Annotated in this window: 16 protein-coding genes; 3 read left to right on the top strand and 13 right to left on the bottom strand. The window is 48.4% G+C overall.

Features of this window, described 5'->3' with window-relative positions; all coding sequences use genetic code 11:
• Positions 1 to 71 precede the first annotated feature (71 nt).
• Entirely contained in the window at positions 72 to 1,391 is a 1,320-nt protein-coding gene (mtaB, locus tag H8S75_RS20515) for a tRNA (N(6)-L-threonylcarbamoyladenosine(37)-C(2))-methylthiotransferase MtaB (RefSeq protein ID WP_187023175.1), read from the bottom strand.
• A 151-nt stretch (positions 1,392 to 1,542) separates the two neighbouring features.
• Between mtaB and H8S75_RS20510 the strand changes: the two genes are divergently transcribed.
• A complete protein-coding gene (locus H8S75_RS20510; protein WP_002602483.1) occupies positions 1,543 to 1,776 on the top strand; it encodes an HPr family phosphocarrier protein in 234 nt (77 codons plus the stop codon).
• Between the two features lie 98 nt (positions 1,777 to 1,874).
• Here H8S75_RS20510 and thiI read toward each other — a convergent pair whose 3' ends face one another.
• From thiI to hrcA, 11 genes are all read right to left on the bottom strand, one after another.
• Positions 1,875 to 3,053, bottom strand: coding sequence for a tRNA uracil 4-sulfurtransferase ThiI (gene thiI / locus H8S75_RS20505; protein WP_187023174.1), 1,179 nt, complete (start codon positions 3,051 to 3,053; stop codon positions 1,875 to 1,877).
• Positions 3,054 to 3,151: 98 nt separating this feature from the next.
• Positions 3,152 to 4,306 carry a cysteine desulfurase family protein gene (locus H8S75_RS20500; protein WP_187023173.1) on the bottom strand — a complete coding sequence of 385 codons (1,155 nt, stop codon included), beginning with the start codon at positions 4,304 to 4,306 and terminating at the stop codon, positions 3,152 to 3,154.
• Positions 4,307 to 4,340: 34 nt separating this feature from the next.
• Positions 4,341 to 5,078, bottom strand: coding sequence for a 16S rRNA (uracil(1498)-N(3))-methyltransferase (locus tag H8S75_RS20495; RefSeq protein WP_187023172.1), 738 nt, complete (start codon positions 5,076 to 5,078; stop codon positions 4,341 to 4,343).
• Between the two features lie 8 nt (positions 5,079 to 5,086).
• Positions 5,087 to 6,043 (bottom strand): 50S ribosomal protein L11 methyltransferase, encoded by a 957-nt coding sequence (gene prmA / locus H8S75_RS20490; RefSeq protein ID WP_187023171.1) that lies wholly within the window; start codon positions 6,041 to 6,043, stop codon positions 5,087 to 5,089.
• A gap of 9 nt (positions 6,044 to 6,052) precedes the next feature.
• Entirely contained in the window at positions 6,053 to 6,799 is a 747-nt protein-coding gene (locus H8S75_RS20485) for a sulfite exporter TauE/SafE family protein (protein ID WP_187023170.1), read from the bottom strand.
• Between the two features lie 673 nt (positions 6,800 to 7,472).
• Complete coding sequence (locus tag H8S75_RS20480; protein ID WP_187023169.1) at positions 7,473 to 8,042, bottom strand: glucan-binding protein; 570 nt, start codon at positions 8,040 to 8,042, stop codon at positions 7,473 to 7,475.
• A complete protein-coding gene (locus H8S75_RS20475; protein ID WP_187023168.1) occupies positions 8,039 to 10,747 on the bottom strand; it encodes a diguanylate cyclase domain-containing protein in 2,709 nt (902 codons plus the stop codon). Before H8S75_RS20475 ends, H8S75_RS20480 begins: the two co-directional genes overlap by 4 nt.
• 217 nt (positions 10,748 to 10,964) lie before the next feature.
• Complete coding sequence (gene dnaJ, locus H8S75_RS20470) at positions 10,965 to 12,104, bottom strand: molecular chaperone DnaJ (RefSeq protein ID WP_055653984.1); 1,140 nt, start codon at positions 12,102 to 12,104, stop codon at positions 10,965 to 10,967.
• Between the two features lie 139 nt (positions 12,105 to 12,243).
• Positions 12,244 to 14,115: a molecular chaperone DnaK gene (gene dnaK / locus H8S75_RS20465; protein WP_055653986.1), complete on the bottom strand. Its 1,872-nt coding sequence runs from the start codon at positions 14,113 to 14,115 to the stop codon at positions 12,244 to 12,246.
• A 146-nt stretch (positions 14,116 to 14,261) separates the two neighbouring features.
• On the bottom strand, positions 14,262 to 14,882 hold the full coding sequence (grpE, locus tag H8S75_RS20460; RefSeq protein WP_187023188.1) for a nucleotide exchange factor GrpE: 621 nt from the start codon (positions 14,880 to 14,882) through the stop codon (positions 14,262 to 14,264).
• Positions 14,883 to 14,941: 59 nt separating this feature from the next.
• Complete coding sequence (gene hrcA / locus H8S75_RS20455) at positions 14,942 to 15,991, bottom strand: heat-inducible transcriptional repressor HrcA (protein ID WP_187023167.1); 1,050 nt, start codon at positions 15,989 to 15,991, stop codon at positions 14,942 to 14,944.
• A gap of 312 nt (positions 15,992 to 16,303) precedes the next feature.
• Between hrcA and H8S75_RS20450 the strand changes: the two genes are divergently transcribed.
• Positions 16,304 to 17,107 carry a 3D domain-containing protein gene (locus H8S75_RS20450; RefSeq protein WP_187023166.1) on the top strand — a complete coding sequence of 268 codons (804 nt, stop codon included), beginning with the start codon at positions 16,304 to 16,306 and terminating at the stop codon, positions 17,105 to 17,107.
• 231 nt (positions 17,108 to 17,338) lie between these two features.
• Positions 17,339 to 18,067: a 3D domain-containing protein gene (locus H8S75_RS20445; protein ID WP_187023165.1), complete on the top strand. Its 729-nt coding sequence runs from the start codon at positions 17,339 to 17,341 to the stop codon at positions 18,065 to 18,067.
• Between the two features lie 169 nt (positions 18,068 to 18,236).
• Here H8S75_RS20445 and H8S75_RS20440 read toward each other — a convergent pair whose 3' ends face one another.
• Positions 18,237 to 23,018, bottom strand: a complete 4,782-nt coding sequence (locus H8S75_RS20440; protein ID WP_187023164.1) for a bacterial Ig-like domain-containing protein — start codon at positions 23,016 to 23,018, stop codon at positions 18,237 to 18,239.
• Between the last annotated feature and the right edge of the window lie 76 nt (positions 23,019 to 23,094).

Here is a 23,094-nt window from a genome sequence, read left to right as displayed (position 1 = left end):
TGATTTTCCTGAATTTTCTAGGGATAAGTTACGCCGAAATTCCGCAGGGGGTGGAGGCTGAATGGATCTTCTTAGTTTTTTAGGAGAAATACTTCGTCGTTTAGCAGGGTCTCAAGTATGCCGGAAATCATACTTCCTTTTAAGTCTTCCTGAAACGGTACTGCGGCCTTGATGTACTCTTTTGTATGGCCGATCATGTATCGCTTTCCTTCCCACTCGTACTCTTCTTCCATCAGTACCTCGGTGGTTTTTCCGAGATGCTGCTTTCGGTATTCCAAGGACATTTCTTTTTCCAGCGAAAGGAGGACTCCGCTTCGTTCGGTCTTTACCGGCTCCGGGATCTGGGAGGGCATGACGGCTGCGCGGGTGCCTTCGCGTTTGGAGTATTTGAAGACGTGCATTTCGTAAAAATGAACCTTCTTTAAAAACGCCTCTGTTGTCTGGAACTCTTCTTCTGTCTCCCCCGGGAAGCCTACGATGACATCGGTGGTGATCGCCGGACAGTCAAACGCCGCACGCAGGATCTCACAGCGGCTTAAATAGTCTTCTGTCGTGTAGTGGCGGTTCATCCGCGCAAGCGTCGCATCACAGCCGCTCTGAAGGGACAGATGGAAATGAGGACAGATTTTGGAAAGGGACGCCAGCGCTTCTGCGAACTCTTTTGTGATGATCCGCGGTTCTAAAGAGCCCAGACGGATTCTTAAGAGTCCCTCTACCTCATGGAGACACACGATTAAGTCGAGAAGCGTCTTCTTCCCTCCTTCTTCAAAATCCACGCCGTAGGAACTCAAATGAATCCCTGTCAGCACAATTTCCTTATATCCGGCTTCCACCAGCCGTTCTACCTCGGCGCGCACGTCCTCCAGCTTTCTGGAACGCACCCGGCCTCTCGTATAAGGGATGATGCAGTAGCTGCAGAACTGGTTGCATCCGTCTGTGACCTTGATGAACGCCCTGGTGTGGTCGGCGATCCGTTTGATGGTCAGGGCCTCGTAATCCTTTGCCGCCCCGATATCGATTACCGTCTCTTCCACGGTGTGATCTTCGCTTGCAAAGTAGTCATCCAGGATTCTCACAAGCTCAGTCTTCTTGTTGTTTCCTATGACCAGGTCCACCGCTTCGTCCAGTTTAAGCGCCTCTCCTGCCGACTGCACGTAGCAGCCTGCTGCCACTACCACGGCCTGCGGGTTCATCTTCTTTGCCCGGTGAAGCATCTGCCGCGATTTGCGGTCGGCTATATTGGTTACTGAACAGGTGTTGATGATGTACACATCCGCGCCTTCGGCAAATGGAACAATCTCATATCCCGCCTCTTCCAGAAGCTGCTGCATAGCCTCCGTTTCGTATGAATTTACCTTGCATCCAAGGTTATGCAGGGCTGCCTTTCTCATTTTATTTTCTCCTATCTAAATAAACAGTATGCGAAGTTTATTTTCATGTAAAATTACCATTGACTTTTAACCCATATGCCAGTAGTATTGAACTTGAACAAGCGGGGATTCCCTGATCAAAAAAAGAACAATCTCAAGGAGGTTTTTTCACATGAAAACAGTGCGTATATCTTTAAACTCCATCGACAAAGTAAAATCTTTTGTAAATGACTTAACCAAGTTCGATACCGATTTCGATCTGGTATCTGGAAGATACGTTATTGATGCCAAGTCCATTATGGGCATCTTCAGTTTAGACTTATCCAAGCCGATCGATTTAAACATTCATTCTGAGAGCAGCGTGGATGAGATCGTAAACATCTTAAAGCCATATATCGTTGATTAATCGGACAAGTAAGCGCTTCAACCGTGTCCCACGGTTGAAGCTTTTTATGTAATAGCCTATTACATAAAAAGCTCTCCGGGCAGGACAGCGTGCTTGAATCAGCACCATACCTTTTCCACTGTATTGATGGCCGTCTCCACCATTTCATCGATTTTTTCTTTCAGCTTTTCTTCCGAACGCTCAATCATCTTCAAATTCGGCTTTGTAACCGGATGCTTTGCCACAAAGATGGTACAGCAGTCTTCAAAGGGCAGAATCGATGTCTCGTACGTTCCGATCTTCTCGGCAACATCCACAATTTCCTGTTTATCAAATCCGATAACCGGACGGAATACCGGCATCGTACAGGCCGCGTCCGTGGCGGCTAAGGACTGCATTGTCTGGGAAGCCACCTGGCCGATGCTCTCCCCTGTAATCAGAGCCTGTGCTCCGGCATCCACGGCCAGTCTCTCGGCGATCCGCATCATGTAACGTCTCATAATAATGGTCAGTTCCTCATGAGGACACTGATCATAGATATAGAGCTGGATATCCGTAAAATTCACGATATGAAGATGGACTGGTCCCGAATACCTCGATACCAGCTTCGCTAAATCGACCACCTTCTGCTTTGCGCGCTCACTCGTATAAGGCGGAGCATGGAAATAAACGGCGTCAATCTTCACACCGCGCTTTGAGATCATGTAACCGGCCACCGGGCTGTCGATACCGCCGCTTAAGAGCAGCATGGCCTTTCCATTGGTTCCCACCGGCATACCGCCCGGTCCCGGAATGACGATGGAGTAAATGTTGATCCGGTTTCTCACCTCCACATGGAGCATGACCTCGGGATGATGAACATCCACCTTCGTCTCGGGAAATGCATCCAGAATCACTTCCCCTAAATCCCTGTTGATCTGGTCGGAATTTACCGGATATTTTTTATTGCCGCGTCTTGCATTTACCTTGAAGGTAAAATTCTTATCCTCATAAACCTCATCCACATAGGTGAGCACCTGTTTCTTTAAATCCTCATATCCATTGTCGTCCACTTGAACCATGGGACAAATGGCGGCGATGCCGAAAATACGCTTAAGCGTCTGGGCTGCCTCGTCAAAATCGTACTCAGATTCCGCTGTGGCGTAGATTCTTCCCGACTCCTTCACCACCATAAAATCTCCATCGATATCCTTTAACGCGTGCCGGATCTGTGTCACCAGAGCGTCCTCAAACATAAAACGGTTTTTTCCCTTTACGCCGATCTCGGCATACTTTATCAAAAATGATTTATACTGCATATTGATCCTTTCTTTTCTCTGCCAGGCATTCCATTCTGAAAGCCCAGTTAAGCATTGCGGCCTTCTGCCAGGTCAGCCGTTCTGATTGTTCATGGCTGTCAGCCTCTCTGATACCTCCGGAGCACTGGAAGCAGCTCCTTAAGCGCTGCGATACAGATATCCACCTCGTCCTTCGTATTAAATACACCGAAGCTGAACCGCAGTGTGGAATCCAGCAGCTCCTGTTTTACACCGATTCCCTTTAAGGTTCCGCTGACCGCCGGATGGTTGGAGGAGCACGCGGATCCGGACGAAACATAGATTCCCTTGTCCTCGAGCGCGTGAAGCAGCACCTCGCTCCTCACTCCGGAAAAGCTGGCGCTCACGATCTGAGGCGCGGACAACTCTCCCCGAAGGCTGTTGACCGTGGTTCCCTCGACCTCATCCAGCCGTTTTATCATGTAATCCTTTAACTCATAGAGCTGTTTCATCTTCTCGCCATGGTTCTGATACATCTCCCTGGCCGCCTCACCGAGTCCGGCGATCCCCGGTACGTTTTCCGTGCCGGAGCGCATGCCCCGCTGCTGGCCGCCGCCGTAGATGAGAGGCTTTATCTTAACCCGGCTGTCCACATACAGAAAACCGATTCCTTTCGGAGCATGAATCTTATGGCCGCTGACCGAGAGTAAATCGATTCCCTGCCGTTTCGGCCGGATGACAAACTTTCCGTACGCCTGAATACCATCTACGTGGAACAGAATCGCCGGATTCTTTTTTTTGATCCGCTTTGCGATCTCTTCCACCGGCTCCACCGCGCCGATCTCATTGTTCACATACATGATGGATACAAGGATAGTATCCTCGCGGATGGCGTTTTCCAAATCCTCCAGGCTGATATGGCCGTCATGATCCACCGGCAGATACGTCACCTCAAAGCCCTGTTCCTCCAAATACGCCAGCGGATTGTAGACCGAGGCGTGTTCGATGGAGGTGCTGATGATATGATTACCGGCCCGTTTATTGGCTATGGCCGTCCGGGTCAGCGCCATATTGTTGGATTCTGAGCCGCCGGAGGTGAATATAATCTCCTTGGGAGATACCTTCAGTGTACCGGCGATGATCTCCGCGGCTTCTTTGATATACTGTTCCGCACGCATGCCCTTTCCATGCTTCGCGGACGGATTTCCATAATCCTCCGTCATCACCTTAAGCACAAGATCGGCCACCGCCGGAAGCACCTTCGTCGTTGCCGAATTATCAAAATAAACTTCCATTTAAATTCTCCTCGTTATGAGCACTTTTGGCTCGTCAATTCTCCATCTGGAACATTAAGACGGACAGCACTGCCAGTCCGGCCGTCTCCGTGCGCAGAATCCGTTTTCCAAGTGTCACCGGCTTCACTCCGGCCTTCGAGGCCATCGCGATCTCGTCATCCTCAAATCCGCCCTCCGGGCCGATGAAGATTCCGCAGCTCATACCCGGCCTGATTCCTGTAAAATACGCCTTTGTGTCCGCCATCCCTTCCGCATGCTCAAACGGAATGATGTTCTTATCGAATCCACCAGCGTACTGGAGCGCCTCCCGAAATGACATCACACCGGTCACCTCCGGAATAATCAGGCGTTTCGACTGTTTCGCCGCGCTCTCCGAGACGGCGTTCCATCTGCGCACCTTCGCGTCTTCCTTCTTCGCGTCCAGCTTCACGACGGTTCGCCTCGTCTCTACCGGAATCACCTGATAGACCCCCAGTTCAACTGCCTTCTGGATGATCAGCTCCATCTTGTCGCTCTTCGGAAGCCCCTGAAATAAGTAAAATTTCACAGGCAGCTCCGTACCGCCCTCCGTAACCGAGACGATCGCCGCGGTCACGCTGTCCGCCGCGATCGTCTCAAGTTTACATAAATAGTCCCTGTCCACACCGTTGCTGATCAGGACTTCTTCTCCTGGCTTCATGCGCAGCACATTTTTTATATGGTTCACGTCCGGACCTGTGACTGTGACTGTCTCCGGCCCGATCTGATCCTGGTTTACGAAAAAATGATACATACTCTTCCCTATTTCTTCCTGGCCGTAACCGACAGCCACTCACCCTGATACGTTACCCCGATCACCTCAAAGGCATCGTTGGCCGCAAATGCCGCCCTCACTGCCTCTTCCTTCATATTAATGATACCGGAGGTGATGAAGATTCCGCCCTTTTTTAAATGTACCGGAACTTCCTTCTGAAGCAGAATAATGACATCCGCCAGAATATTAGCCACCGCCACGTCATACTTTTCGTATCCCGCTGCGTCCTGAACAGCTTTATCATCGATAATATTGCCCTGAAGGACTGCGAATTTCTCTGAATTAATTCCATTTGCCTCCAGGTTCTCACCGACCGCCGTGATGGCGTTCTCGTCGAGATCCGTGCCGAACACCGTCTTCGCCCCAAGCTTTAAGGCCGTGATTCCCAAAATTCCGCTTCCCGTTCCCACATCGAGAAGAACTGTCTCCGGCGTCACGTATTTGCGGAGCTGACGAATACAGAGCTGAGTCGTCTCATGCTGGCCCGTGCCGAACGCTGTTCCCGGATCGATCTGAATGAGAAGCTTGTCCTTATGTTCCTCCGGAATCTCCTCCCAGGTAGGCTTGATCAGGATATCATCCACTGTAAACGGCTTGAAATACTGTTTCCAGTTGTTGATCCAGTCCTTATCCTCTGTTTCGCTCTCGGTGATGGTCCGCTCTCCCAGATCCGTAAACATGGAAAGGTCATCAAGTCCCTCATCCACACTTTTCAGGATGCCGGCGATGTCCTGGCTGTCGTCGAGATAGAAGCTGACAAACGCCACGCCCTCGTCCGGCGGCAGCTCTGGAAGGATATCAATGAACATCCCTTTCGTCTCCTCCGCCGTAAGTGGAATATTGTCCTCGATCTCGATTCCCTCGATTCCGATCTCATCAAACATGCTGCTGACTAAATCCACGGCCTGCGTCGTGGTCTTCAGCGTAAATTTCTTCCATTTCATAGCAATCCCTTACCCTTTCACAATTTTCACAAAAAGACACAACAGCACCGCCAGAACAACCGGACGCACGACCTTCTGGCCGCTCTTTACCACCATACCGGAGCCGATATAATGGCCCGCGATACAGAAGACGCCCGCTGTAATTCCCAGCGGAAGCAATACTTTTCCATTTATTAAAAATGTCACCAGCGCTGCAATATTGGAAGACAGGTTGATCACCTTTGTCGTTCCCGATGCGGTTCTCAAGTCCATCTTCGCCGCCCCTGTTAAAACTAACAGAAGGAAGGTACCCGTTCCCGGGCCGTAGAAGCCGTCATATGTACCGATCACCAGCGCGGCAGCCATGCTGATCAGCATCATCTGCTTCTCCGTAAGACTTCCCGTATTCTTATTATCGCCCATATCCTTATTTTTCAAAACATAGAAAGCCACAATCGGCAGAGCGAACAGCATCATTCCCTTTAAAAACTTCTCACTGGCAAGCAGGGATAAATTTGAACCGATGATGGAACCGACGATCGCGCAGGCCGCCGCAAATAAGGACAGCTTCCATTTGATGTAGCCGCTCTTCGCAAACCTCGCCGTGGAGATGACCGTTCCCATGGTCGATCCCATCTTATTCGTTCCCAGCGCCAAATGAGGCGGAACCCCTGCTGCCAAATAAGCGGGAAGTGAAATCAGACCGCCGCCGCCTGCAATGGAATCTACGAAACCGGCTAAGAATACCAGCGGACATACAATCAGATACTGGTGCATTATATTCGTTTCCTCTCTTTCATCTGTGACTGGCTCCAGTCATTCAGATAATCCGACCTGATCCGCGGCCTGCGAAAATCGCCCACTGGACATGCAGACATGTCTGTATGGCTCGCTGCTCACGGAAATAAACCACATGATATCATAGCATAGTTTTGATATCGCTGCAACAGCAACTGTATTTACCGGGGCCTTCTTCTTTCAAAAATGGCGGATTTACGCCATTTTTCGACCTGTACGTCTGTCTGTTCCATCATAACGCATGGAAGCGAAAAAGAAAAACAATTTTTTTTTATTTTTTTTTGAAATAGATGCAATAAAACACGATCCTCCTGCATTAATCTATTGAACGGATGAAAATCACTTCTGTTCCATACCGATCACAAGGGGCAAAAAATATCAAGAAAAACGAAATTCCTTGATGCATTACACCACATCACACTCGCCCTGAGTCATGAGGGACCGGACACAGAACGCATTTTCACATATTACAATCTAACGGCAATTAGAGTTTGTAATCGAAATGAAAAAGGCTGAACCCGCGGCAAGCAGGTTCAGCCTTTTTCTGTTTCATTTAATATGCCTCATCTGTTATTTCTTATCTGTTATTTCTTATCTGTCATCCATGTATCCAGGCTGTTCAGAATACGGGGCTCCCGCCCTTCCGTCCCGGCTACTGTGCCATGATGCCGTCGGTACCCACATGGTAGCCATCCGGCGTTGTCGTATTCACAAGGAGACGTCCCAGCGTACCATCGGACATTGTATTAAAATAGTAGGCCTTTCCGTCGACGATCTGCCAGCCGATTCTCATGGAACCCAGAGTGCCGTCGTCAGTCGGATTTAAATAAAATTTATTGCCGTTTCCATCGGTGTACCATCCGGTCATCATGTGACCGCCATTGTCAAACATATACCATCTGCCGTCGATGTGCTTCCAACCGCTGGAAGGCCAGCTCCCATCACTGTTCTGGAACCACCAGCCGCCCGGGCTGTAGCGCCATCCTCTCTTATACGTATAGGCGCCCGGTCCGCCGTCGTCATCATCGCTGTCGTCGTCATCGTACCAGCAGTCATAGGAGACGCTGCCCTCGATCGGTCCGACCTGCTTCGATCCGGAACCGTTAAATCCCGGAAAATCCCGTACCTCCTGCGTATTATCCGCAAACGCTGCCATGGAAAACCACAGGATTGCGCAGAATGCCAGTGCCGACGTCTGTATAAATCTTCTTATTTTTTTCATTTTTCTTCCTCCAAGCTATTTTCTGGTTCCTCTCTCTGTTTTTCCAGCCCTTCCACAATGCGGCAGCTGATCATGCATGCCTCTCTTCCTCCCGGCCACAATACAGCCTGGGCGCGGGTATGCACGTAGCATTTCCTATTCCGGTTCCAGACGAGACTCGACGCACTGGTCCTGACGGAATCCAGCATCAGCATGGGACATCCCTCGCACATCCGGTCCGCCCCGAAGAACACACGGTAACAGACACCGCCGCAGACGACCGCCGGATCTTGTTCCTGCACCTTTCTGCTGGTGTAGAGAAACTGACACGTTTCCATGTCCAGAATATAGAACCAGTCTCTCTGCTCCTCCAATGCTGCGGAAAATCCGTTCATAGCCCTGCCAAGCTGCTCCTGCGCCCTTCCCTTCATTAAAAAGATACCAAGAATCCTGGAAATGGTCTGAAGCAGCCGGATCTGATTGCCGGTCCAGTAACGGTTTTCCATGCATTCGTCGAAACCGATGAATCCCTTCGGCTTCCCCTGGTCTATGATCCGGCACTGCAGCACGGACTTAATCCCCTGATTTTCCAGAATCATGCGCTGATGCGTCAGAAGCGTACTAACATCCCGGCAGAAAAAGATTCCTTCCTCATTAAAGTTATCGTAGTAATGATCGAGCTCCTCCATATTTATGCTCTGCAGATTCTCCTTTTCGGGCTGGACTCCCTCCTTGCACCACTCGAACGTGTTGGAGGATCTGATTCCGTCTTCGTCATCCTCGAAAATGTAGACACGGCACACATCCACCTGTCTTCCGACAATCTCCAGCAGCTGATTGATGGATTTTTCCATGCTGTGGGAGCGGCTCAGGATATCCAGCACATAGCCTGTCAGGTTCTGGTCAGCGAGTTTCTGATCCATAACCGCCGCTCCGGCCACGTCCGTCTGTCCCTCCGGTGACATGACATCCTCCAGCGATTCCGCATAGAGGGCATATCTGTTTTTCCCCTGCCGTTTGGCCTGATAGAGCGCCGTATCGGCGTTTTTGTAGATACTTGCGAAGTTATCGCCGTTCTCGGGAGCAATGGAGATACCGATCGAACAGGATATAATATCTTTTTGCTGCCTTAAAATCGACCGGAAATTTTTAAGAATCCCGTCCGCTTTCTCCTCCACCTCACCCAAAGTTTTCACATGGTACAAAAGGACCGCGAACTCATCTCCGCCGACTCTTGCCAGAACCGCATTTTCCGGAAACAGCCTGCAGAGCATGTCCGCAATGTCTTTTAACATCGCATCACCGCTTAAATGGCCGTAAATATCATTGACCTTTTTAAAATTATCCACGTCAAGAATCATCAGCGCACAGTGGTCCGACGGCAGCGCCTTCACCACATACCGCTGGATCAGCGTCTGAACCGCGCCCCGGTTGTAGAGGCCGGTCAGCGAGTCCTGTTCCGCCAGCTCCAGCAGCCGCTCCTTTTCCCGCTTCTCCTTGTCGATGTCCGCGATCAGTCCGATGGCCCGTGCCGGCCGCTTGTCCTGGTCCGTCTGAAGCGTGTAGCGCACCCTGCACCAGATAAAGCGCCCATCCTTTGTGGCTATCCGGATCTCATTTTCCCCGTAGGGGGATCCTAAGAGGACTTCTTTCTGCATCTGCACAAAGATCTTTTTATCATCGTTATGTAAATTGCCCCGTCTCAATACCTCTTCCGATATGTGATTACGGACCACCTGATATCCGAATTTTTTGATCCAGTTCGGCGAGCAGGTCAGTGTATCGCTCTTGATATCCCACTCGAAAATAATGTCTGTCGCCTGATTTAAGATAATCTGGTACCGTTCCAGACTCATCTTCAGCTCCTCATCCGCCTTTCTGCGCTCTGTAATGTCGATCAGAATGCAGTAAAAGACGGGCTGTCCGTCCCGCATGACCAGCTGTCCATTATCCTGAATGACAAGATAACTTCCGTCCTTGCAAATCACACGGTATTCGATCTCCTTGGTGTTTCCGTTCTTCATCTGACGGATCACGTCCAGACGCGTGCTCTGTAAATCTTCCGGCACGATCATCCGGCTAAACTTATTCTCAAGGACCATCTCCATCTCATCTCTTGTATAGCCGAACATCTTTAAAAAGCCATCGCTGTAAAATATAAGCTCCAGGTCCTCATCGTCCCTGCAGCAGATAACGCCGCCGGGGATATTCTGAATCAGCGCGTCCAAGTTAGAGTTTTTCTCCTCCAGTTCCTTTGACTGCAAACCGACCAGACTCCGCAGCACCCGCACATCTTCCTGTGTCATTCGCTGCAGGTCGGATTCCCACGCACGGTTCGGAAGAGAGTGATGAAGTCTCATCATATATCCGACGCCGTCCTCAAACCGGCAGATGCCCGTTGCGCGCACCACATGCTCGCCGTCCTCCAGACCCCCCCGGATTCCTCTGACGTAACAGCTTCCTGAAAAGGAATAAATATGTCCGGCGAGAAGCGATACCGCATAATCCGCATTCAGAATCTGATAATCGTACTTCTTTCCGTTCTGATCCGCCTTAAAGACGTTTAAGATGTTCTCACGTCCCTTTACTGTATTGTATCTTCCTGCACCAGTCCATTCGATATCGTCAGAAATCATCTGACCGACCTGTTCCATATCCTGCTCTTCCAGACAGACCTGGTGAAACCGCCTGACAAACTCTAAAACCTGCCGCTCTTCTTCTGTCATCCCTTACCCTTTCCGGATTTCCCCAAAACCGAAACTGATACGTTTCTTTTACTGATTCCTATTTTACTGGTTTTTACTGTTTTTTACAAGATAGAACCAATTATATTTTGTGTATTGTATAAAATTGTAAGGATTCATAAATTTTTATATGAATTTTCAGTAAATGAAAAGGCCGCCATCAGGGATTACTGCCTGATGACGGCCTTATCGATAACTGCTATTTAAAAATTCCTTTTTTCTTATGCTTCTCGCCCTCGGAGCTGTCGCCGCCCATCGCCTCATCGAACCTGCGCAGCGCCTCCTTCTGAGCTTCATTCATACGCTCTGGCACCTGTACAACCAGTGTGACATAATGGTCGCCGCGGACTGCCTTGTTTCTCAGAGACGGAACGCCCTTGCCCTTTAAGCGAACCTTGGTGTCTGTCTGGGTTCCGGCCTTCACCTCGTATTCCACGTCTCCATCCACCGTCTTGATACGGATCGGACCGCCCAGCGCCGCCCTGGTAAAGGAAATCGGCACGGTGGAGAAAATGCTGGTATCCTGACGTTTGAAGATCGGATGGCCGGATACTACGGCCTCGACCAGTAAGTCGCCCCGCTCTCCGCCATTGGTTCCAGGTTCACCGGCTCCGGCCAGACGCACGCTCTGTCCGTTATCGATGCCCGCAGGAATCGTGACCTTAAACTTCTTACGCTTCGTAATATATCCGGTTCCATAACAATCCGGACATTTTTCTTTTATGATACGGCCTGTTCCGCCGCAGTCCGGACAAGTCTGGACATTCTGTACCTGACCAAAGAAGGACTGCTGGGTATACATGATCTTACCTTTTCCGTTACACTTCGGACAGGTAACGGGTGAGGTTCCCGCTTTCGCCCCGCTTCCGTGACACGACGCACATTCCTCTTTATAATTAAGCTCGATCTCTTTTTCGCATCCGAAAATCGCATCTTCAAATGTGATCCGGACACTGGTCCTGACATTGGCGCCCCTCGATGGTCCATTATAACGGGCACCGCTTCTGGATCGTCCGCCGCCAAAAATATCGCCGAAGATATCGCCAAAGATATCTCCCATATCTGCGCCGGAAAAATCGAAACCGCCGAATCCGCCCGGTCCGCCGTTTCCGTCAAACGCAGCGGAACCAAACTGGTCGTACTGGCGTCTCTTATCGGGATCACTGAGCACGCTGTACGCCTCCGAAGCCTCTTTAAACTTCTCCGCTGCGGCAGCGTCGCCGGGGTTCGTATCAGGATGGTATTTTTTTGCTAATGCCCTGTAGGCCTTCTTAATCGCCGCATCGTCTGCGTCTTTGGGAATGCCGAGGACTTCATAATAATCTCTCTTTTCTGCCATCTTAGGTCTACCTTTCACTTATCGCTTTACCTGTTTCCGGCCCTTCATGCCTGCCGGACAGCCAGATATGAAAACTGCGGAAAAAGTGCTGTATCACTACAACACTTTTTCCAAAGCCCAGTCAACTGACCAGACTATCTTACACCTCTTTGTAGTCTCCGTCAACTACATCGCTGTCCTGATAGGAAGCTCCGCCGCCTGCGTTATCCGCACCAGCGCCCATATCTGGGCCGGCACCTGCAGAACCCTGGGCAGCCTCATATACTTTTGCAAACAGTGCCTGAGCGCTGTTCATCAGCTTCTCTCTGCCTGCCTTGATGTCTTCGATCTGCGCGTCTGTCATCTCTTCGATCGGAGCTCTGTTGATGGCTTCTTTTAAAGCGTTTAAATCAGCTTCTACGGCAGCCTTATCATTGGCGTCAATCTTGTCGCCTACTTCCTGTAAAGCCTTCTCTGTCTGGAATACCATGGAGTCGGCGTCATTTCTCGCATCAATGCCTTCCTTGCGCTTCTTATCCTGAGCCTCGAATTCAGCCGCTTCTTTTACAGCCTTATCGATATCATCATCGGACATGTTAGAGCCGGAGGTGATGGTGATATGCTGTTCCTTGCCTGTTCCAAGATCCTTAGCGGATACGTTTACGATACCGTTGGCATCGATATCAAAGGTAACCTCGATCTGCGGAACGCCTCTTCTTGCAGGCGGAATTCCGTCTAAACGGAACTGGCCGAGTGTCTTGTTGTCTCTTGCAAACTGTCTCTCGCCCTGTACAACGTGGATATCAACCGCTGTCTGGTTGTCAGCCGCTGTGGAGAAGATCTGGCTCTTCTTTGTCGGGATTGTGGTGTTTCTCTCAATCAGTCTTGTCGCTACGCCGCCCATGGTCTCGATGGATAAGGACAGTGGAGTAACATCCAGAAGAAGGATATCGCCTGCGCCGGCATCGCCTGCCAGCTTACCGCCCTGGATGCTGGCGCCGATCGCCACACACTCGTCAGGATTTAAGGTCTTGGACGGTTCTTTTCCTGTCAGCTGTTTTACTTTTTCCTGTGCTGCCAGCATACGGGTGGAACCGCCTACCAGCAGAACTTTTCCAAGCTCGGAAGCTGTGATTCCGGCATCTCTTAATGCGTTCTGTACCGGAACAGCTGTACGCTCGATCAGATCGAGTGTCAGCTCGTCAAATTTCGCTCTCGTTAAGTTCATATCGAGATGCTTCGGGCCTTCTGCCGTAGCAGTGATGAACGGTAAGTTGATGTTGGTGGTTGTGGAGGAGGATAATTCCTTCTTAGCCTTCTCTGCAGCTTCTTTTAATCTCTGCATAGCCATCTTGTCACCAGATAAGTCTACGCCCTCTGTCTTCTTGAATTCGTCTACCATCCACTGGGTGATGCGGTTGTCGAAATCATCGCCGCCCAGACGGGTGTCGCCGTTTGTGGAAAGCACTTCGATTACGCCGTCGCCGATTTCGATGATGGAAACATCGAATGTACCGCCGCCTAAATCGTATACCATGATCTTCTGCTCTTTTTCATTGTCAAGGCCGTATGCCAGCGCTGCTGCCGTCGGCTCGTTGATAATACGCTTTACATCAAGGCCGGCAATCTTGCCTGCGTCCTTGGTTGCCTGACGCTGTGCGTCGTTGAAGTATGCAGGAACCGTGATAACGGCCTCTGTTACCTTCTCACCCAGATAAGCCTCTGCGTCAGCTTTTAACTTCTGCAGAATCATCGCGGAGATTTCCTGCGGTGTGTAGTTCTTTCCGTCGATCGCTACCTTGTAGTCTGTACCCATATGTCTCTTAATGGAAGAGATGGTTCTGTCCGCATTGGTAACCGCCTGACGCTTTGCAGGCTCACCTACCAGTCTCTCACCGTTTTTTGTAAATGCTACGATAGATGGTGTTGTTCTTACACCCTCACTGTTCGGAATAACAACCGGTTTTCCACCTTCCATAACAGCCACACAGCTGTTAGTAGTACCTAAGTCAATACCAATAATCTTGCCCATAGTTTTTTCCTCCTATAATTGTCTTTACTCTCAATTTTATCATTTAATAAAGGTATGTTCAGCTCATCTAAGCTCGAAAGAACCTCGCTAAGATTCGTGAACGACGTTCGCACTAAACCCGAAAAGACCTCGTTAAATGCTCACAGTCAATTGGCTACCTGAACCATGGAGTGTCTCACCACGGTATCCCGGTAGGTATAACCCTTCTGAAGTTCCATGGCGATCGTGTTCTCACCAAGGGATTCGTCATCAATATGCATCACTGCGTTGTGGAAATTCGGGTCAAATGGCTGACCCACTGCTTCGATCGGTTTTACACCTGCATCTTCCAGCGTCTTCATAAGCTGTCTATATATTTTTTCCATTCCTTCTGCAAACGGAGCGCCCTTATCCTCCTCCGGAACGGCTGCAAGGCCTCTCTCGAAATTGTCGACCACCGGAAGTATCTTTTCAATGATATCTCTGGCACCGATTTCAAACATGGCAGATTTTTCTTTTTCTGTCCTCTTTCTGTAGTTATCGAACTCGGCCATATTCCGCTGCAGACGGTCGGTCAGTTCCTCTATCTTGATGTCTCTCGGATCTTTCTTCTCTTTCTTCTTTCCAAAAAATCCTTTTTTCTCCGGTTCTGTCTGCTTTTCTTCTACCGGCTCTTCTTCTCCGTTTTTTTCCTCAGCGGCATCCTCGGCACACGCGTCTGTCTCTGCGGCCTCTTTTTCGCCTTTTTCTATTTCCTTTTCAACGGAACCGGCGTCTTCAGCCTTCATGGCCTCTTCTACCAGTTCCTCTTCTATTCTCGTCTCTTCGCTGCTCACTGTTCTTCCCTTCACCTTTCATCTTTTTTCAGGATTGAATCCAGCTGCGTCATGAGATTCCGCAGCGTATTCAAAACCTTTTCATAGTCCATACGCTTTGGACCGATGATACCGATCGTTCCCCTCAAGCCCTCGCCCAGCTCGTAATTCGCTGTGACGATACTGCAGTCCCTCATCGTCTGCACCGGCGCTTCCTCGCCGATATAGACCTGAATTCCCGAACTGCTTTCTGAACTGTTCACATCATCGACCAGCTCCTGAAGAAGTTCTTTCTGTTCCAGCGTACCGATCAGACGGCTTGCCATCTCTCCGTCGCTTAACTCCGGATACTTGAAAATGTTCGTGGCGCCGCTGGTGTAAATCTGCAAATCATCGTCGTCCGCCCGGATTGCTTCCGCAACCTCGCCCAGAACCCGGTCGACCACCTCGCTGTGTATGCCGGCCTGCTCCTTTAATCTGCTGATCACGTCCAGATTGATTTCCTCTATGGTCAGCCCGTTTAAGGCATTATTAAGAAGAATGTTAAGATTTAAAAGCCCTTCATCGCTTAGCTGCTGGCTGACGGGGATCATGGTGTTCTTAATCATGTTTCCCTCTACAACGATGACCACCAGAAGCTTTCCATCATCAACCTTGGACAGCTGGATGAATTTCAGCTTGTTTCTGTGATACTGGGGAGCGCTGATCAAAGCCGCGTAATTCGTGTTCTGCGCCAGGATTCTTGCCATCTGCTTCAGCAGAAGCTCGACCCGGTCCACACGCTTTAGCATCAGGTCCTTGATTTCAGTAAACTCTTCTTCTTTCTCCTGCATGATCTGATCCACATAAAAACGGTATCCCTTATCGGAGGGAATCCGCCCGGCCGACGTATGCGGCTGTACAATGTATCCCAGCTCCTCCAGATCAGACATCTCATTCCGGATCGTGGCTGAACTCAAATTCAGATCGGTGTACTTGGAAATAGTTCTGGAACCAACCGGTTCGCCAGTTTCTAAGTACGTTTTAATAATAGCCTTCAAGATCGTAACCTTACGGCCGTCCAACTGGTCCTTATCGTTCAACCCGCCACACTTCCTTTCTGAGTCTTCCTGTTAGCACTCAACGTTTGGGAGTGCTAACATCTTCATTTCATAATATATTCTTTTTTCCCTCATTTGTCAATACATTCGATTGAAAATTTTTTGAGAATTTTCTGTGAACTTCTTCTTTATAAATTATAAAGCATTTTAATGAAGTAAGACAAATGTTACAAACGTATTGCCAGTATTTCCTTGACATTTAACATTTTTGTAATATAATGAAAATTGATACACCATAACAACGCATTTTTCTATCATATTTCACGGAAAAATCATAATATTGCGAGGTAAATCATGAAAAAGAAATCAGGAAAGCTTCTTCTGATGCTGTGTGTGACGCTCCTCTGTACCCTGTTTTTATCCATAACAGCTCTGGCTGCCGAAGAAAAAGGCGCTCTCACAGCCGTGGATGGAAACCATATTACAGGGTGGCTGAAGGACAACGCGGAATCCGGCGAGACGGCAGCGGTTGAACTGCATATTTACAAAGACGGAGCCGCCAAAGCGGCAAAGGTCATCACAGTACCGGAAGAAAGCTACAGCGAAGAGGCAGGAAAGTCCTATGGAGACGGCTGTCGTGCATTTGACTATAAGATCAACTGGGAAGAAATAGGCGGAAGCGCTTATAAAGTAGAAGCCTGCCTGGTAACCGGAGATGAAAAAACACTTCTTACCGGCTCCCTGGAATACAAACCGGCACCAGAAGCCTTAAAGAAAACTGAAAGCACCAGCGAGGAGATCGGCCCTGGAATCCCGAAAAAAGAGGAGAAACCAGTGGAAGAAACCTTCGGAGGATATAAAAAAGGAGAGTCCCTCGGGATCTTCAAGACCACCGGATACTGTGGATGCAGTAAATGTTCCGGCGGCAGCGGCCTCACCTATTCCGGTACCGTGCCGCAGGCAAATCACACCATATCAGCAGACATCACCGTACTTCCCCTGGGAACAAAGGTAATAATCGGTGAAACTGTTTACACGGTAGAGGACATCGGAAGCGGAGTGGACGGCCATACCGTAGATCTCTACTTCTCAAGCCACCAGGAAGCACTGGATTATGGAGTAAAAAAACAGGAAGTATTTCAGGCAATTGCGGAGTAGATCCTGAATTATAATATAAGAAGAAAAGCCTTTCAATCAACACATCAGAACGAATAGAGACGCCTTATGAAACATCGGGCATCTCTATTTTTTTATTCAAATCCTTGACAAATCTGGAAAATAGTGTAAAATGTGTACTTGTACCTCATTTATTACAAAACTGTTACATATATATATATAATATATTAAAATATGTTACAGTTAGTAAAAAAGAAAGGATGTATTTATTACATGAAACGATTGAAACGAAATCAACTGTTCTTCGGAACTTTACTTATGATGACATTTTTATTAGGTACCGCTGTCCCGGCTCTCGCAGGGCAGACACCCGGAGTTCTGGATTGTGTGGAAGGCGACAGCGTCCGGGGCTGGGCCTGGAACAGCTCCGATCCCGCTTCCGCGGTAGAAGTCAAGGTCACAGTCACCAATCAGGCGACAGGACAGACAGAAGCCGAGTACACGGCTCCCGCCGATGACTATCGGGAAGACCTGGTCAGGAAAGGCACCGGAACCGGCAATTACGGATTTGAAGTAATCGTACCGTGGGAATCATATGAGGACGGTTCCTATCTCGTTGAAGCCTACGCATCAGGAATGAAGCTCTCCAGCCCGAAGGTACACAGTGTTGGCGACATGCAGGTCATGAGCTCTGACGGAAGCGCAGGAACGCTTCGCTCCCTCGGTATCTTTAAGACCACCGGCTACTGCCCATGTTCCGCCTGCTCCGAGGGATGGGGACGCCACACCAGCACAGGAGCCATCGCCTCCGCCAACCACACGATCGCGGTTGACCCGAGAGTGATTCCTTACGGAAGCAAGATTATGATCAACGGCGTGATCTATACCGCAGAGGACCGCGGCGGTGCAGTAAAAGGAAACCATGTTGATATCTTCTTTAATACACACGGAGAGACGAGGGCATATGGTACCAGAAGTGCGGAAGTGTTCCTGGTTCAGTAAATCAATAAGGCTTCCCTAAAACGGGAATTAAGACCGTATACCGTATATGCCATGATGTACACGGCATTTTGCCATATGCAGCTGCCTGCTGCCTGTACATCTGCATATCTTACGGTATACGGTCTCATATTATATTTTCAGAATATTCCCTGCAAATTTGTATGACAGCTTACTGTTGTATCCAGGCGCCATCCTTACCGACAGTAAATCCATCCGGTGTCACAGTATTTACTGCCATAGCTCCGTTCCACCCCAAATAGTACCAACTATTTTCCCAGCTTATCCAGCAGGATTCCGCCATGCTTCCATTCGGATTCATAAAATACCAGAGGCCATCTACTAAAATCCAACCAGTATTCATATATCCCATTCCATCAAAATAGTACCAGAGGCCGTCAATCTGCGCCCAAGAAGAAGTGATATATCCGCCTGCAATTTTCTGATACCACCAGCCAATATCATCTTTCTTCCATGCTCCCGGAATCGTATTGACTGATTCCCCTATACTGCCGCTGTCGCTGCTGTCAGTTCCACTTGGTGGAATTATCTCTTCTTTTTTATTCCCCAACACAAACAATGATGAATCTGATATCAGGAAGCTTATCTGATCTCCTTTGACCGTAGGAATTAGAGTATTCCACCCGTTATTGCGATACTCATAAATCATCAGATTCTTTTTAGTAAGACCGGCCGGTATCTCCATCTGAAAACGAATGGGAAGCACTGGCTGAATCTCTTCCTCATTTGCGGTAAGAAATGTATTGACTGCGATCGGGTTGTCTAACACCTCTGAGATTTCAGATACCATCTCATCAGCCGTAGTATTACCAATTCTAAGCCGGACCTGCTGGGAGTGACTCAAGCTTATGTCAGCACTGAAGATAAGCCCCTGTGTATTAACTTTTTTAAAGAAGCCGTTTGTATCGATGACGACTTTGATATCCGGATACGCCTTTGTCAGCAACCTGTCAAGAAATAAAAGCTTGGAATATAATTTATCGCTTATTCTGCCATTTTTACCGTACGTATCCAGGCACTCCTTCGCCTCATCAAGAGCTTGGCTGAATGCAGCTTCTTTTTCACTGTCCATCATATATTCTCCGTACTGTAAAGCCTGTTCCAGCCGGTTCTGTGCTGCGGACAGCGCCCCGCTTATCAACTTCTCCCTGTCCTTACTCACCTTTACTGTAAAGCTGTCAGAAAATACGAGTTCTTCGCCATCCTCGCCTTCTTCGTAATAAAAAACTTTTACTTTCCGGTTTCCTGTTTTCGATAAATCTGATATTTCTACTTCCAATTCCTCCATCGGCACCCGTTCCGTATACGTTGCATTACTGGAAGTTGCATACACCTTTACTGTCTTTTCCACGATCATACCATCTGCATCAAAGTCGTCTTCCGGCTCATACGTCAACTTATACGGTTTTCGGGTAACATTGATCTTTTCCACAGATCGTATGGATTCATCCCCGTCCAATACTCGGATATCAAAATAATCCTTTAATTCTGCTGCCGGTTCATCGCCTTCTGTGATGGCTGCTGTAACTGTAACCGTAGATGTTCCTGCTTTTTTAGTATTGTACTCTAATGTATAATCTCCATCCTTTAGCACTACAACATTTTCATCCGTTAAGTTAAGTCCGCGTACTTCCAATCCCTCCGGATTAATCTCATCTCCAACAGTATAAATGAGCTGATTCGGCTTTTTAACCACTTTAATAGATTGATTCAGTTTCGTTTCATAAACCATAACAGAGAATGACGTTTCATAAGTAATTGGCTCGGCTATGCTTCTGTCCGTGTACGAAACCGTAATTTTTTGTGCTCCCGTTTTTAATGGATCCAGCTCTCCTACCGTATACTCTTCAGCCTCTAATTGTCTTTCCTCCACCCCATTTTTGCAGATAGAAACCTCCAGGCCAGTCAAATCCAGTTGCTGCCCGATCCAGTATTTTATCTTCACAGGCAGCGTTTTTATCCTAAGTTCCCTGTCAGCGTGCTCTTCCTCCATCTTTACCAGCTGGAAATCTACAGCTTCCGCATTACTGCCATTGATTTCAATGGTCTTTACTTCCTGCTTATATCCGTTTTTGGCGGGAATCTCTACGCTGTATCTACCTTCTGGTAAATTCCAGAAACTGTAGGCTCCTTCTTCAGTTGTTTTTGCTGCATCGGAGGGGCTTGCCATGCTGATATCACTGCCCTCATACAGATTTACGGAAACATCTTCCATGCACTCGCCTTTTTCTCCTGTTACACGCCCGGCTATCCCATAGGAATTCACAGAGGCAGCCTCAAAAGCCTGAATTTCCGAATAACTCATTCGAGCACTGTAATTTCCCCAGCCCCCCTTATGTCCTCTTCCAAATACACGCAGATACCGTGCAGACACCGGCTCATTGAGAGAGATGATCTGAGGCGCTTTCCGCAAATTGCCCGATATATCGGTATCACTTTCCATCACCACATCCGCTTTCCCGAAGATCGTCGTAGTTGTATCCGATGTAAAATCCGGTGATGTGCTAAGCTGGACCATGCAGTCTTTCCAGGTTACTGACCGTAAGTCTGTTAAATACCAAAAGCGGTTGATTACAACCTGTTTCACAGGCCTCTCATCTCCAAAATCATACTGAAGATATGCCCCTTCCCAGGTTGAGTAGCCGTTATCCGCATCACCGTTTTCATTTCCGGCGTTAACAGTCGTATAAATACTCTTATCTGTTGACGGGCCCCAGCCAATGTCAGTATCCACACTGCCATCTGTAGCAGCCTGCCTATTGTTGCTGATTGCCGTGTTCGATGCCGGTATTTTGCCAAAAAGTAGATTCTTCCCCATCGGCACGGCCTCAAGAGTATCAATTGCGTTTTTTAGCCGGTCATAGGCTTTTTCAATATCTCCGCTGGCCGCTTCCGGATCAGCCAGAACCTTTTTTGCTGCTTTCAGGGCCTGCGTATAGAACCACCAGCTCTGTGATGTATAATTCCCGGCATAGTATTCCTGCATAACCAGTCCGTTTAAATCCGGCAGAAGTTCTAAATTCTGTATTGCCGTTTTCAAATTTTCGTATGCATCAACGATTTCCTGATCTCCTGCATCAGACTTATCTAAAACCGTCTGTGCTTCTTTCCTTTTGAGCAGATAATTCCCCCACGACGACGCCTTATATTCATTTTCGTGATATACACGGTTTACCAGCTTCTGAAGTTCTTCTCTGTCGATCCGGTATGGTTTGGACTGAATATAAACATAGAGTTCTGCCGTAACATTATTCGTGTTTGTCACACCATCCGGAAGATTTATCAAACTTCCCTCCAGGGTATAAATCGTTCCTTCTGCCGTACCGTCGAACCCGTTCGTATCCCATTTCACTTCAATGTCTCGTTGATCTGCCAGAGAAACCGCCTGGTTCAGCATAACTGCCACAGTAGAATCCAACCTGGACTCCAATTCTTCTCTGGTGGTCCCATAGGGAACGACTATGTTCCCTTCCTTCGTATTAACCTCTTTTATGATACCGGTTGCCTCTGTATTATTGCTGCGCCATACACGGATATAATCTACATCAAAAACGGTATTAAAATTTTCAACGTTTCCATCCCGGTATGGAGGCCGCAAGCCCAGTGATAACAATAGATTCTGAGGAATCGCATCCATATTGGAGGCGTGCTGTGTTGAGGTCTGCTTCCAGATAGTGTCAGACTGCACGGCACCAGCTGAACCTGCATAGAAACGGCCTCTTAAAATGCCATCCACATAAAAATTCTGGTAACCGGGTCCCCATTCCAGTCCGTATGTATGGTATTCGTTTGACGGATTAAAGGAATTCCCGCTTCCCCATATTCCTGCACTTCCATGGGGATTCTTGTCCTGTGCCGGTTTTTGTACCGAAGTGGGAGTCTTGAACGTGTGGACTGCAAAATCAAGCTCATTCACAGTCTGTGTCTGCCCGATCTCAAGAACATCAATCTCTGTTCCCCATTTCTCCGTTCTTCCCAAAAGCCAGATGGCACTGCAGGCACCAGGCAGAGCAGGCGCTCCCTTCGCACGTGTTTCCATGTATCCATATTTCATAGATTGTCTGCTTATGATTCCGCCGGATGAGTAATTCATATCGGTAATATCTTCAAAGCCCGGATTAGGCGCCAGATTAGTCGTACTCCCTTCCTCCCGGAAAGTGACATCATCAATGATTGTCATAGCGTAAGGATCTGCCTTCACCTCAAATCCAATTTTACATGTTCCGTCATCAGAAGGACGGATGCCTTCTATAGTATATACAGCAAAGTCATCGCTTTCGGCAAACTCCATGATCGGCCCCCTTAAGGGAATCTCATTGTCGGAAGGATCGGTTGCATACATCTGTGCAATCGGCTGATTACCGGTTTTTTTAACGTATGCTGTAAAGGAATACATTTTATCCGGATTCAAATTATGAATCACTGTATCTGTTCTCACCCAAATAGGAAAGAAATTACCATATACAAGTGCAGACTTTCCAGACCGCGATCCGTAAAGCGATGTCACATACTCACCGTTTACAGAGTCGCCGTCATACATGTTATGGCTCTCCCAGCCATTAGGTGATTCGTCCAGAAGATCGTTTTTATCATGTCTTGCCGTAAGATGAAGGCTGCCATCACTAACACTTACATTGTCATCCTGCCAACGCCATGCACCAGCCCATGTATACGGTATAGGCTGCCATTTTTCCATGTCAAGTTCTGAACCATCAAAATCATCTGACAGAGCTTCGTCCAGAATCCAATTCTTTGTGTTAGTTGGATCAGAGCCAGGCAATACCGTCTTGTACTGCTGTGTCACAGATAATTCCTGTGACGGTTGAAGCGCTGCACCTGAATCCGGTTCCCCCAATGGCTGGGCCATAACCGACGTGCTTACCACTGCAATACCAGTTAAAACACTGATTGCTGAAACGAAAAGTTTTTTCATGTTTAAATCCCCCTGTTTTTGCTTCCTTCTTTATTTCACAACATCGTTTCTTTACGTTTTTTAACTTTTCAACCTG

This window comes from Hungatella hominis (assembly GCF_014288005.1).
Classification (GTDB): Bacteria; Bacillota; Clostridia; order Lachnospirales; family Lachnospiraceae; genus Hungatella; species Hungatella effluvii.
This window is presented reverse-complemented; position numbering and strand designations above follow the sequence as displayed.